Genomic DNA, 14017 nt, shown 5'->3' with positions numbered 1-14017 from the left:
AATAAAAACCTCCTTTATTTATGTAAAAATCCACTTACTATTGTACCAAACTTTTCACGTTCTTCCACATGAATTGCATGACCGCTTTTTTCAACGGTAATCCACGTGCCGTTTTTTAGACTTTTCAGCATTGCTTCGGCAATTCTGCAGAACTTTTCATCTTCTGCGCCTGTCACCAATAATACTTCACATTTCAGCTGCAATAAAGGTTGCCCCCACCAAGAAGGCTGTGAGCCGGTTCCCATGCCAAGTAAACTATTGGCAAGTCCTACAGGGGAATTGCCCAGCCGAGTAGCCCTAATTGATTCATTAATGGCCTTAGAAAGCCGCTTCATCGTTGAAAATAGGGGAATCTCTTCCCAATAATCAACAAACGGCTTAATGCCGTTTTCACTAATACATTTTGCTAATTCCGCATCTTTCATACGGCGAAATACTCTTTCTTCCTCTGTCAAGAGGCCGGGAGAAGCACTTTCTAACACTAATTTTCGGACCCTATTAGGAAACAATACGGCAAAGGTAAGGGCCAGCCTGCCACCCATCGAGTAACCAAGCAAATCCACTTGATGCACATCCAACTCATCAAGGATACTCTTTAAGTCATTCGCAGCGGATTCGATTTGATATCGATGAATCTCCTCAGGCGACTCCGTTTTTCCATGTCCGATAATATCAGGGACAATTAATTTTGAGTGCTGACCCCAGTCATGACAAAATGATGTCCATGTGGATGCATCACCGGTAAATCCATGCAGCAGTAAAAGTGGAAAACCTTCACCGCAAACTTCGACATGATAGCGGATCCCCTTAATAACCACATCCATTACTGCGCTCCATTGACAAAATTTGATATTTCCCGGGAAACGGAGCGCCAAAATTCACGGTGCTCGTCTCGATTACTATCTCTTTTTGTCACAACCTCGAAAACATGGATTCCTTTACTTTCCATCGTGTTTTTCATTTCCATGTCTAAGTGGTCCCAATCTTTAATTTTTGTAAATCTCCCGTTAAACATCCGAACAGCATGCTCAAATTCAAGATTTAGCGGCGTACCAAACAAAAGCTCAAAGTTTTTAGGATGTTCAGATTGTGGTAGAAAAGAGAAAATTCCGCCGCCATTATTGTTTACAAGAATGATATGGATATCAATATTGTACAACTTAGCTGCAATGAGACCATTTAAATCATGGAAGAAGGTTAGGTCTCCGAGAACCAGATATAAGGATTTCGAATATAAAGCAGCTCCTAAGGCGGTTGAAACTGTGCCATCTATCCCATTGGCCCCCCTGTTAGCCATGACCTTAATTGATTTATCATTATTGAGGAAAAAACTATCCAAATCGCGGATTGGCATACTATTTCCCACAAACAGGGTTGCTCCCTCTGGCAGCATATCCGTCAATTGGTAGAATAATTTACCTTCACTTAATTCCGTTAAGTCTTTAACAAGAGACATATTTTCTTTTGTAAGCAGGTTGACCTTTTGCCAATCCTGCAAAAATCCGGATGGAGATTTGGTATCTAGAAAGCTTAACAGCTGTTCGCAAAAGATTGTTTCATTGCAAAAAATCATTTCTGTGGATAATGCTGACGGGTCACGCCAGCCGCCTCCGCCATCAATAACAAATTGCTCTGCAGCGTGGTTTTCTTTTAAGAAAATCGTTAATGCTTTCGAAATGGGCATCGCCCCGAATCGTACCACAACATCCGGCTTTAGAAAGGTTTTCGCGTCTTCATTTCTTAAAAAAGTATCATAAGTGTCAATTACATTTTCCTGACTGTGGCTGCCGCTTCTAAGTTGTGATAAGGGATCCGCTAAAATTGGAAAGTTTAATTTCTTGGAAAGCCTGGTTACGGCTTCCGTGAATCGATTATCGGCCGTGTTACCACAAACGATAATGCCTCTTTCTTTGTCCTTTATCTTTTCAGCAATGTCTTGAAAATGGTAATAATCTAATGTTAAGTCACCGGTTTGAACCTTTACATATCCTTTAGGCCGTTCCTCCAGCTGGAATAGCTCTTCATCCAGTTTTGGAATGAGCGGTTCGCGGAATGGAAAATTCAAATGAACAGGTCCGGCGGGAGCCTGAACAGCAATGGCTGCTGCCCGTGCACAAACGGTCCGGGCATAGCGGATTATCTCCCTATTTCCCTCAGGTAACGCCATTTCAGCAAACCATTTCACATGCTGCCCATATAAATGGATTTGATTAATCGCCTGTGGTGCACCTACTTCTCTTAGTTCATGGGGCCGGTCAGCCGTCAAAACCACGAGCGGGACCCTGGAGGAATGTGCCTCGACAATCGCTGGAAAATAGTTCGCTGCAGCTGTACCTGAAGTACAAAGAATGGCAGCTGGCCTGTTTGTTGCCTTGGCAATTCCTAAGGCAAAAAAAGCAGCGGATCGTTCATCCACATGGATATGGACTTTTAACTCAGGATGTTCGGCCATCACCATTGCCATCGGAGTAGATCTCGATCCTGGACTGACGACAACATCGGTAATTCCTGAAGAATAAAGCTCTGCCACAAAGGCAGCAATATAAGCGGTTAATGATTCTTGATGACTCATATTATTTTCCTCCAAGAGCTCGAAGCATCGGTGTAAACTTCAAACTCGTCTCTAAATATTCACTTTCTGCTTCCGAATCGGCAACAACACCACAGCCGGCAAACAATGATGCTTCGTCCCCCTGCAAGAGCCCGGAACGGATTGAAACAGCAAATTCACCATTGCGACGATAATCGGCCCAGCCTAATGGTGCTGCATAAAAACCACGGTCAAGCACTTCTACCTCGCGAATTTTTTCCACGGCTGCTTCTTTAGGGAGCCCGCCAAGAGCCGGTGTCGGATGAAGTCTTTCCACCAATAATAGCAGGGAAGCATCTTTATGGCATTTACCGATGACCGGTGTATAAAGATGCTGAATATCCCTTATTTTCATCAGCTGCGGCTTATCGGGCAAGATCATTTCATGGCATGATTCATCTAATGCTTCCTTAATCATTTCTACTACGTACTGATGTTCAATAAGGTTCTTTTGGTCTGTTAATAATTTCTCCCCTAAAAGCCTATCCTCCTGTTCCGTCTCCCCGCGGGAAATAGAACCGGCAAGACAAGTAGAAAAAATTTCATTCCCCTGCTTTTTAACAAGTCTCTCTGGAGAAGCCCCAATAAAACAATCGCCATTTGATTCAAAGGCAAAGATAAAGCTTTCTTGCTGCTGTGAGAATAAACGATCAAGTACATTCTCCGCCTCAATTTGGCCGTCAAAAATGAGCCGGAGCTCCCTGGCAAGGACCACCTTCTTTAAGGGGCCGTTTGTTAATTCTTTCACAACCCCATCAACAGACTCTTTCCATTTTTCCGGCATAATTTCATTGGTCCTGATTAGAGACGTCGACTTTGCTCGATAATTAGTGGTTAAAGAATGCAGAATCAAATTTCTTTCTTCGATTATCTTACTAAATAAGGTTAGATCATCATGGGGGGTACAAATGGTATTGGTTGTTAAATAAGCCTGCCCTCTAATGATACTCAATAAATATTTGGGTATATGGAACAAAGAATCGGCAAATTTGGACCAGAGCTCTGTTTTTTCTTTTAATGGATCAAACGAAAATCCACCAAACATGACAGGACCAACAGCGATTTCAGTATATGTATTAAAAATGAGACTATCCTTTAAAAAGTTCTCCCACTCTTTTTCAACATGAAAAAAGCGGTCAGTAACCTGATCCGACTGAATTTGTTTAGAAATTCCAAGTCCAACAAGGACAATTTCATCTGTTGGATCTTTCCAAAAAAAACGTTCCCCACAAAAGCGTTCTTTTCCTGCCTTAAAAAAGGCCAAAGGATTAACCGTGTCAATTTTATGAACTTCACTTACCAAAATAGGCCGGCCAAGTTCTTTTGCACGCTTAACAGCCAAAGGACCTCTTTCGTTTATTTCTGTTTCTTGAATGGTAACCAAACAAATCCCTCCAAAACAGCCGAAATGACTGTTATCCATTCATTTTATTGCTTATTTTAAGTTACTACCTTCATTGTAATGAAGTCAATAATAGTTGTCACTATCTATCCTTATTATATATCAAATCTTCACCTTGTGTTGACAAATGAACTTTTCAGTATTTTCATTATTATTATTTTCCCTCGAACCATTCAATAATAATCAGGCAGGGATTATCTTCTAATTTTGATAGCAAAAATCAATTGACACTATTACAGGAATTCCATACACTAAGGGTTGGGCAATGACCTTTATCCTATTAAAATGAAATATTATATAGAAAATTTTTTTAAAAGGGAGAGAACAATATGCAGCCAAATTTACAGCAAAGTTCGAAACCTGCTGTTGAGTCAAATCGCGGTGTTCAAGTTTGGTGGCAAATGACGCGGCCCCACACGTTAACCGCTGCCTTCGTACCAGTATTACTTGGTACCGCATTAGCTCTTCGGAACGGGAAAATTCATTTCGGGCTTTTTCTCGCGATGCTGATCGCCAGTTTATTAATTCAAGCAGCAACCAATATGTTTAATGAATACTTCGATTTCAAACGCGGTCTTGACACTGAACACTCAGTCGGAATTGGCGGGACCATTGTCCGTGATGGAATCAAGCCAAAGACAGTCATCAATCTTGCTTTTGGCTTTTACGGTATCGCCTTATTATTAGGGATTTATATTTGTGCAAACAGCAGCTGGTGGCTCGCCATTGTCGGCCTTGTATGTATGGCTGTTGGCTATTTTTATACCGGCGGGCCATTTCCGATTGCCTATACACCATTTGGTGAAATTTTTTCCGGCTTCTTTATGGGAATGCTGATTATCTTAATTTCATTCTTTATTCAAACGGGATCTGTTGAGCCCACAAGTATTCTTGTATCGGTTCCGAGTATGATTTTGGTTGGCATGATTATGTTGTCCAATAATATCCGTGACCTCGATGGAGACAAAGAAAATGGCCGGAAAACAGTAGCCATTTTATTAGGAAAAAAGAAGGCCATTAACTTACTAGCAGGGATGTTCATTTTCTCTTATTTATGGGTTCTTGCCCTTATTATCAGCGGTGTGATACCCGTTTGGACAGCCATCGTGATCCTAAGTGCACCAAAAGCAATTAAAGCGACAAAAGGTTTTATTGGAAACAGCTTACCAATCCAAATGGCACCTGCGATGAAAGCAACAGCGCAAACTAATACGATTTTTGGATTTTTACTCGCAATTGGAATTTTCATTGGACACTTTGTGTCATAAGAAAAAGGCTTCTGCCATGTGGCAGAAGCCTTTTCTTATAAGGGTTTTATTCCCCATATGTCATCCGCATATTCCTGAATGGTGCGGTCACTTGAGAAATAACCAGCGTTCGCTATATTCACTAACGACTTTTGCTGCCATATGCGCTGATTCTTATATGTTTCCCCAATTTTCCCCTGAATGTCGGCATAGGAGGCAAAATCCTTCAGGACAAAATATTGATCATTCTCCTCCAAAAGGGAATCAAAGATTGGTTCGAATTCATTATACACTCCTGGGAAAAATCCATTCACAAGCTGGTCAACAGCCTGTTGGATGCGATAATCATGATGATAGTATTCAACCGATTGATATCCTCCATGTTGATAATAGTGAAGAACTTCCTCTGCCGTTAACCCAAAGGTAAAAATATTATCTTCACCAACCAGCTCACGAATCTCAATATTCGCGCCATCTAATGTTCCCGCCGTCAGGGCGCCGTTAATCATAAATTTCATGTTTCCTGTTCCGGAGGCTTCCTTACTTGCCGTGGAAATCTGTTCACTTACATCTGCTGCCGGAAAGATTTTTTCAGCAAGTGAGACACGATAATTCTCAAGAAAAATTACTTTCAATTTGTCGCTTACTACTGGATCATTATTAATTTTTTCAGCAGCGGTATTGATTAATTTAATAATTTTTTTAGCGTAATAATAACCAGGTGAAGCTTTTGCTCCAAAAATAAACACCCTTGGCACAAGCGAAAAACTTGAATCTTCCTTTATCCGATTATATAAGTGCATAATGTGTAAAACATTAAGCAGCTGGCGTTTATAGGCATGGAGGCGTTTCACCTGGACATCAAAAATCGCACCAGTATCTACAGCTGTACCAGTCTTATCAAAGATGATCTTTGCTAGGGTTTGCTTATTTTCCTGTTTTATTTTTAACAGCTTTTCCAAAAATGCGGCATCATTTTGATAATTCAGAAGCTGATTCAAGTCGGTTGCTGAATAGGTCCAATCGGGCCCAATCGTTTCCGTAATAAGCGTGGATAAGTTCGGATTTGCTTTTAACAGCCAGCGCCGGTGGGCAATCCCATTGGTTTTATTATTAAATTTCTCGGGAAAGAGCTGAAAGAAAGGTTTCATCTCCCGTTTCTTTAAAATCTCCGTATGCAGCTTTGCAACACCATTGACACTAAAGCTGCCGACAATAGCCAAATGAGCCATTTTGACATATTCATCAGCAAGAATCGCTAAACTCGCAATCCGCTCCCAATCACCTGGCGTCTGTTCCCATAGCTGTTGGCAGAACCGCTCATTAATTTCTTCAACAATCATATAAATACGTGGCAATAGCGGGCGGAAAATGCGAATCGGCCATTTTTCTAATGCCTCTGATAAGGTTGTATGATTCGTATAAGAAATCGTATGTGTCGTAATCTGCCAGGCCTGTTCCCATTCAAACCCCTCCACATCGATGAGGATCCTCATCAGCTCTGGGATCGCAAGGACAGGGTGGGTATCATTGATGTGAATACAAACATGTTCATGGAGCGAATTCAGGCTGCTGTGCTTTTTTCTGTAGTTTTTTAAGATTGATTGAATGCTTGCCGACACTAAAAAATATTGCTGTTTTAGTCTCAAAATCTTCCCCTCATCATGGGTATCATCCGGGTATAAAAACTCAGAAATTGCTTCTGTTTCCCGCTTATATTTTAAGATATCATCATGGAATGGAAACTGGGAAGGCTCCGCGTTCCAAAGTCTTAGTGTATTAACGGTATTTGCTTGAAACCCGAGTACTGGCATGTCGTGTGGGACAGCAGTCACCGTCTCTGCATTCAGATGATGAAAGACGAGTCGGCCGTTTTCCTGCTTTGCTTCCACCTTGCCCCAAAACGGAATTTTCACAGCACAATCCGCCTTGCGGATCTCCCAGACATTGCCGCTCCGCAGCCATTGCTCAGGCAATTCGACTTGATAGCCATCGACAATTTTCTGCTCAAACAAGCCATGCTTATAACGAATGCCGTGTCCGTGTCCTGGAAGTTTCAGCGAAGCTAGAGAATCTAAAAAACAGGCGGCCAGCCTTCCTAAGCCGCCGTTTCCTAAGCCTGCATCTGCTTCTAATTCCTCAAGCTCCCCCAAATCAATCCCCAGTTCCTGAAGACCAGCCTGCACCGTATCTTCCACACCGAGGTTGATTAAATTTTGTCTTAATAGTTTACCTAATAAATATTCAATCGAAAGGTAGTAAACTTGCTTTCCCTTTGCCGCTAGATATTTTTCATTGGTTGTAATCCAATCATGACTAACAAATTCACGAATCATCTGGCCAAGTGTTTGATAATAGTCTCTTAGCGTGCTCTCCGAAAAGCTCCTCCCAGATAACATCTCAAGCCTTTTTAGAAAATTCCCCTTAAATTCGGCTGTACTAGAAAACATGGGTTTCACTCCTTGAGATGAGCTCTGCATATAGCTGGTTATAGCGAAATGCGGACTGTACCCAGCTATAATCCATCTCCATTGCTTGTTTTACAATCGATTCCCAGGTATCGCTATCATGGTAAAAACTTATTGCCCTTTGAATGGTCGCGAGCATTTCATGGGCATTGAAGTTTCGGAAGGAAAAGCCGTTTCCTTCGCCAGTAAATTCGTTCCAGGCCTTTACCGTATCGTTTAAGCCGCCCGTTTCTCGAACAATTGGAATCGCTCCGTATTTCATCGCAATCAACTGGCTGAGACCGCATGGCTCAAATAGGGATGGCATTAAGAACATATCTGCCGCTGCATATAGCTTATGTGCGAGTTCCTCATTAAATCCGGTATGAACCTTTAACTTCTCCGGGTAGATACGGGCAGCCTGCCTTAAATGCTCTTCATATTCAAAATCGCCGGTACCTAGGATGATCACCTGTAAATCCTCCTGCAATATTTCCCGGAGGACGCATCTCACTAAATCGAGCCCCTTTTGCTTTGTAAGCCTGGAAATCATCACTAATAAAGGAGTGTTTGAACTTTGTCGCAAACCAAACCGTTTTTGAATTTCTCGTTTATTAATAAGCTTATTTCGCTGATTATCGGCTGTAAAGGGTTGATAGATCAATGGGTCTTCAGCTGGATTATAGAAGTCCTCATCTATTCCATTTAAAATTCCAACAATATCCTCATTTCTTTCTCTTAAAAGACCCTCTAATTTTTCCCCGTAAACTTCCGTTTGAATTTCCCCTTTATAGGTCGGACTCACCGTCGTAATTTTATCAGCAGCGACAAGCGCTCCCTTCATAAAATTGATATTCCCGAAAAACTCTAAATGGCCTAGGTGAAAAGATTGATGATCTATCCCTAACAGATCTCCCAACACCTCTTTCGGAAAAACGCCTTGGAATTGCAGGTTATGAATCGTAAATACAGTCCGCATTAGACCGTAGCCTTTCCTCTTGTAATACTCCGTCCTTATTAGATAGGGAATCATGGCGGTATGCCAGTCATGGCAGTGGAGCACATCTGGGAAAAAATCCAGCTCCGCCAGTGCTTCTAAGACGGCTCGATTAAAATAAGCAAATCTTTCTCCATCATCAAAAAAACCGTATAGCTGTTCACGTTTAAAGTAGTATTCATTATCGACAAAATAATAGGTCACCCCTTGATGTGTAAGCTCCTCGATACCGCAATATTGATTTCTCCAACCGACAGGAACAAAGAATTCTTTGAGCTTCTTCATTTCTTTCTTATAGTCATCAGAAATGGTTCCGTACTTAGGAAGAATGACCCTGACATCTGTTCCTAGACTTCTTAATTCTTTCGGAAGCGAACCGGCAACATCGGCAAGTCCCCCCGATTTTGCAAATGGTCCGCATTCTGAAACAGCAAATAATACTTTCACGAGTTCATCAACGCTCCTTGCTTTGTCCCCTTACGAATCACATAAGGTGAACGGGCTGTTCCAGTTAAATGGGTTCCGGCATCCACTTTCACATCTTTATCTAAGATTACCGAATCTAAATAACAATTTTCTTCAATTTGGCACTTTTGCATAATAATGCAGTTCTTAATAACTGCTCCCTTGCCAATCTTCACGCCGCGGGAAACAATGCTATTTTCCACCGTCCCGAAAATTTTGCACCCATTGGCAACCATCGCATTTTTTACACTTGAGCCTTTACTATATTTGGTTGGCGGCTCATCCTTTACCTTTGTAAAGATTGGTTGTTCTTTGATAAATAATTGCTTCCAAACATTGGATTCGAGCAGCTTCATACTAGTAGAAAAATAATTTTCAATTGAATCTATCATCACGGTATAACCGTTATAATCATAGTGACAAATGGAATAATCGTTATGAATAGCCGTTACGACATCCTTCATACAGGTATATCCTGTTTCATGTCTTGTTTCAATAAGTTTAATTAGTAAGGAGGTTTTGATTAAATACATTTCCATCGATCTGCCATCCTGGTGATGGATTTCGGTTATATCACATTTTGCCTGACTATGCCAATTTAATATGGGTCTAAAATCCATATTAAAAATCGTATAACAGTTCGCGATAATCGAATACTCTTGTGTACTGCGATAAAAAAAGTCCATATTGGCTGCAAAATGTTCAAACGATCCTATTTTATTGCCATCGTTATCGACAATCGGGGATGGGAAAAAGAAAAGTCCGTCCCGCTTGCGATTCAGATCCCAGTTTTTCCCCGAACCTAAATGATCCATTAGCGAGCGGTACTGCATTTTTGGAAAAATGGCCACACTGCGGATCCCTGAATTCACCATATTTGATAGAACAAAATCAATAATGCGGTACCGACCCGCAAAAGGCAATGCGGCAAGTGAGCGATGTGTTAAAAGATCTTCCAAATCTTCATGATAAGTAGTGGCATCAATAACGCCTAAAAGCTTTCTTTTCACTCCAAATTCCCTCCTGTTTTCCAACTAAAGACTATTATTTAATAGGCAGTGTAAAACTCGCTTAACATTTCTTCCGTAACAAGAATAATTTCATCATCAAAAGAGCGAATCACAGTCCCGTCTGGAACCTTAACCTCACACGGTACAATGGCTTTTTCAATTAAACAGTTTTCTCCTATCGTGGCATCCGGCATAATGACCGACTCTTTGATCATGCTGCCTTTTCCGACCGTTACACCTTGAAATAATACTGATTTTTCGATTTCCCCTTCGATGGTACAGCCTTCATTAATCAAAGATTCTTTAACAATGGCGTCCGTAGAAATATACTGCGGCGGCTGATTCGGATTAACAGAGTAAATTCTCCAGTCATGATCAAACAAATCTAACTCGCATTCTTCATTTAATAAATCCATGTTCGCTTCCCAAAGACTTTGAACCGTACCGACATCCTTCCAATATCCTTTAAAAGGATAGGCGAACAATTTCTTATTTTCCTCAAGCAGCATCGGAATCACATCTTTCCCAAAATCATGGCTCGATTCAGGATTTCGATCATCCATTTCTAAATATTCTTTCAGTATATTCCAGCTAAAAATATAAATACCCATAGATGCTAGATTGTTCTTCGGACTGCTAGGCTTTTCCTCGAACTCTACTATTCTTAAATCCTCATTTGTATTCATAATCCCAAACCGGCTTGCTTCCACCCAGGGAACCTCAATTAAAGAAATCGTGACATCGGCCCTCTTTTCAATGTGATATTCAAGCATGCTCTCGTAATTCATTTTGTATATATGGTCACCTGAAAGGATTAATACATAATCAGGCTGGTATTGCTTTAAATAATTCATGTTCTGATAGATTGCACTTGCCGTCCCGGTATACCACTTTACTTCCGAAGACTCACTATACGGCGGTAAGACAGTTACACCGCCATCTTTGCGATCAAGATCCCAGGCGCTCCCAATTCCAATATAAGAGTTTAACAACAGCGGCTGGTATTGAGTAAGAACGCCTACCGTATCGATACCTGAATTGGTGCAATTACTCAACGTAAAATCGATAATTCTATATTTTCCCCCAAAAGGTACAGCCGGCTTCGCCAGATCCTTTGTCAGCGAATTAAGCCTGCTTCCTTTCCCCCCTGCTAACAGCATGGCTACGCACTTTTTCTTTGCCATTTCCTTTTCTCTCCTTTCGTTTGTTTACTGGTCTGATTATTTGAAAACCAAACGGGGGAATTGATAAATTAAGTGAAAATGGCTGGCCATGAAATGGCTCTTCCAACGCCAAAATCGTTTTTTTATTTATCAATCCAGTCCCGCCGTATTCTTCTTGATCACTTGTAAAAAGTTCTCGATATTCACCCGATTTAGGGACTCCAATCCTATAAACCGGATAGCTATTACCTGTAAAATTGCAAATAATGATGAGGTTATCCGCTTCTTTCTTCCCTTTTCGGATAAACGAGAAAATTGATTGATTGCTGTTGTTGGCGTCAATCCACTCAAAACCATCCTGCAAATGATCCAATTCATATAGTGCCTTTGAACGCTTATACAGTTTAATCAATACTTTTACATATGCATTTAGATTCTGGTGCATGCCATATTCCATTAAGTTCCAATCAAGTTGTTCCTTATCCTTCCATTCGGAAAACTGGCCAAATTCAAAGCCCATAAATAGTAGTTTCTTTCCGGGGTGCGCAAACATGTAACCTAGTAACAGTCTTAGCTGGGCAAATTTCTCCCGATAATCCCCCGGCATTTTATCTAGGAGCGACTTTTTCCCATGAACCACTTCATCGTGCGAAAATGGCAGCATAAAGTTTTCTAAATAGGTATATAAAAGTGAAAAAGTGACTTTTGTATGAACTTCTGAGCGTGAAAATGGCGGTGTTTCTGCATATTCCAGCATGTCATTCATCCAGCCCATATTCCATTTGTAATCAAACCCAAGCCCGCCGTACTGAACGGGACCTGTTACTTGAGGGAAGTCAGTGGAATCCTCTCCTATCATTAAAAAATGCGGATTATATTCATGGACTTCCTTATTTAATTTTTTCAAAAAGTTAATTCCAAATGGATTTTCGCGTTTTTGTCCAGAGGAATTCGACCAATAAATGATATTAGCAACGGCATCCATCCGAAACCCATCAATATGAAAATAATCTATCCAAAAAAGGGCGTTTGAGATAAGGAAGCTTTGTACCTCTCCCTTTCCAAGATCAAAGTTCGCAGTGCCCCATACTACATTTTCTCTATCAGCAGCATGACTGTAAGAATAAATATGTGTTCCATCAAAGCGGTATAAACCATGCGCATCCTTGCAAAAATGACCAGGAACCCAATCCAGGACAATTCCAATCCCATGCTGATGACATTGGTCAATAAAGTATCGAAAGTCGTCAGGTGTACCGTACCTGGATGTGGCTGAAAAGTAACCTGTCCCTTGGTATCCCCACGAATCGTCGAGCGGGTGCTCGACAAGCGGCAATAATTCTATATGGGTAAAGCCATGCTCCACTACATATGGAATAAGTTCTGCGGCCAATTCTTTATAGCTGAGAAAGCTGCCGTCAGGTTTTTTTCGCCAGGATCCAAGATGGATTTCATAAATAACTGCAGGCTCTGATAAAAGGTTCCGTTTTTCCCTTCGCTTCATCCAATGGTCGTCTTCCCACTCATAACCGTTTAACGAATAAACAACTGAAGCAGTATTTGGCCTTAATTCCGAATAAAATGCAAACGGATCTGCTTTTAACAATCTTTCCCCTGTTTGTGAGAAAATTTCATACTTATAAAGACTTCCTTCTAGTTCTTGGTTTAAAACAAGGATCCATACTCCTTCATCATTTACCTTTTTTAGTTCATATCCTTTACCATTCCAGTTATTAAAATCGCCCGTAAGCCGCACCTGGCTGGCATTAGGGGCCCATACGCAAAAACGTGTATAAACCTTGTCGGAATCCTTAAAGATATGAGCGCCAAAAAGCTGATGACTTTGAAAAAAATTCCCCTCGTGAAATAAGTGCAGCTGATAATCAGTCGGAAATAACGTGTTCACTGTCATGGCTCTCCTCATCCTCAATGAAAATATGTATTTCAAAGACCAATTATAAGTGCAAATGAAGCATATTCCTCGAAAAACTTTTTTATCTTTTCTGACAACAACTGATGAAAGATGTTATAATGAGGGATTTTTCAGCATATTTCAGCACAGAACGACAAATAATATTGCAACAATCGACAGAAATCTATAAAGTTTTTTATTATTTTTTTAAAAAATTTGATCAAAAAAATTATTTGATTATTAACAAAAGAATAGTCTGAAATTTAAACAATCGCGGCAAATGTAAGCGGTATCAATATATTCTTGAAAATAGACGAAGAAAAAAGTATTATCTAAATATAATGTTTTTTATAAAAACAAACCAAAGATTGTGGAAAATTTATGAGGATAGATCTGGACAATCAAAAAGCATTTCAAAAAGCGGACACAAAAAAATGGAGTGTTTTTTCTTTGTTATGCGGCTATTGTGAAACCTCCTAGAGTGCCCGTACTTGGCTTTTTCTCTTGTTCACGGGCACTGTGAACCTCTTAGAGTGCCCGCACTTGGCTTTTTCTCTTGTTCACGGGCACTGTGAACCTCTTAGAGTGCCCGCACTTGGCTTTTTCTCTTGTTCACGGGCACTGTGAACCTCTTAGAGTGCCCGCACTTGGCTTTTTCTCTTGTTCACGGGCACTGTGAACCTCTTAGAGTGCCCGCACTTGGCTTTTTCTCTTGTTCACGGGCACTGTGAACCTCTTAGAGTGCCCGCACTTGGCTTTTTCTCTTGTTCACGGGCACTGTGAA

9 protein-coding genes are annotated in these 14017 nt (G+C 40.8%); 1 reads left to right on the top strand and 8 read right to left on the bottom strand.

Features of this window, described 5'->3' with window-relative positions:
* Positions 1–14 precede the first annotated feature (14 nt).
* The 3 genes from menH to ACIQCO_RS14765 are packed head-to-tail and all read right to left on the bottom strand — an operon-like array spanning position 15 to position 3974.
* Positions 15–824, bottom strand: a complete 810-nt coding sequence (menH, locus tag ACIQCO_RS14775; protein WP_400429849.1) for a 2-succinyl-6-hydroxy-2,4-cyclohexadiene-1-carboxylate synthase — start codon at positions 822–824, stop codon at positions 15–17.
* Complete coding sequence (gene menD / locus ACIQCO_RS14770) at positions 824–2572, bottom strand: 2-succinyl-5-enolpyruvyl-6-hydroxy-3-cyclohexene-1-carboxylic-acid synthase (RefSeq protein WP_400429848.1); 1749 nt, start codon at positions 2570–2572, stop codon at positions 824–826. The genes menH and menD overlap by 1 nt, the downstream gene beginning before the upstream one ends.
* Before the next feature lies 1 nt (position 2573).
* Positions 2574–3974, bottom strand: a complete 1401-nt coding sequence (locus ACIQCO_RS14765) for an isochorismate synthase (protein ID WP_400429846.1) — start codon at positions 3972–3974, stop codon at positions 2574–2576.
* Between the two features lie 347 nt (positions 3975–4321).
* On the opposite strand from ACIQCO_RS14765, the gene ACIQCO_RS14760 reads away from it, so the two are divergent.
* Positions 4322–5260, top strand: a complete 939-nt coding sequence (locus ACIQCO_RS14760; protein WP_400429845.1) for a 1,4-dihydroxy-2-naphthoate polyprenyltransferase — start codon at positions 4322–4324, stop codon at positions 5258–5260.
* A gap of 35 nt (positions 5261–5295) precedes the next feature.
* Here the strand turns inward: ACIQCO_RS14760 and ACIQCO_RS14755 are convergent, their stop codons facing one another.
* From ACIQCO_RS14755 to glgB, 5 genes are read right to left on the bottom strand one after another with little or no spacing between them, the layout of a single operon-like run.
* Positions 5296–7689 carry a glycogen/starch/alpha-glucan phosphorylase gene (locus tag ACIQCO_RS14755; RefSeq protein ID WP_400429843.1) on the bottom strand — a complete coding sequence of 798 codons (2394 nt, stop codon included), beginning with the start codon at positions 7687–7689 and terminating at the stop codon, positions 5296–5298.
* Positions 7679–9130, bottom strand: a complete 1452-nt coding sequence (gene glgA / locus ACIQCO_RS14750; protein ID WP_400429842.1) for a glycogen synthase GlgA — start codon at positions 9128–9130, stop codon at positions 7679–7681. The genes ACIQCO_RS14755 and glgA overlap by 11 nt, the downstream gene beginning before the upstream one ends.
* Positions 9127–10158, bottom strand: a complete 1032-nt coding sequence (locus tag ACIQCO_RS14745) for a GlgC family sugar phosphate nucleotidyltransferase (protein WP_400429841.1) — start codon at positions 10156–10158, stop codon at positions 9127–9129. Before ACIQCO_RS14745 ends, glgA begins: the two co-directional genes overlap by 4 nt.
* 38 nt (positions 10159–10196) lie before the next feature.
* Entirely contained in the window at positions 10197–11342 is a 1146-nt protein-coding gene (locus ACIQCO_RS14740; RefSeq protein ID WP_400429840.1) for a glucose-1-phosphate adenylyltransferase, read from the bottom strand.
* A complete protein-coding gene (gene glgB, locus ACIQCO_RS14735) occupies positions 11284–13233 on the bottom strand; it encodes a 1,4-alpha-glucan branching protein GlgB (protein ID WP_400429839.1) in 1950 nt (649 codons plus the stop codon). The genes ACIQCO_RS14740 and glgB overlap by 59 nt, the downstream gene beginning before the upstream one ends.
* Positions 13234–14017: the final 784 nt, after the last annotated feature.

The organism is Neobacillus sp. NPDC093127 (genome assembly GCF_044754175.1).
Lineage (GTDB): Bacteria > Bacillota > Bacilli > Bacillales > Cytobacillaceae > Neobacillus.
The sequence above is the reverse complement of the archived record's forward strand: the minus strand, read 5'-3'. Positions and strand labels throughout refer to the sequence as shown.

Coding starts and splice junctions, on each gene's coding strand:
- menH (WP_400429849.1), bottom strand. CDS start 824: ATGGATGTGGTTATTAAGGGGATCCGCTATCATGTCGAAGTTTGCGGT.
- menD (WP_400429848.1), bottom strand. CDS start 2,572: ATGAGTCATCAAGAATCATTAACCGCTTATATTGCTGCCTTTGTGGCA.
- ACIQCO_RS14760 (WP_400429845.1), top strand. CDS start 4,322: ATGCAGCCAAATTTACAGCAAAGTTCGAAACCTGCTGTTGAGTCAAAT.
- ACIQCO_RS14755 (WP_400429843.1), bottom strand. CDS start 7,689: ATGTTTTCTAGTACAGCCGAATTTAAGGGGAATTTTCTAAAAAGGCTT.
- ACIQCO_RS14740 (WP_400429840.1), bottom strand. CDS start 11,342: ATGGCAAAGAAAAAGTGCGTAGCCATGCTGTTAGCAGGGGGGAAAGGA.
- glgB (WP_400429839.1), bottom strand. CDS start 13,233: ATGACAGTGAACACGTTATTTCCGACTGATTATCAGCTGCACTTATTT.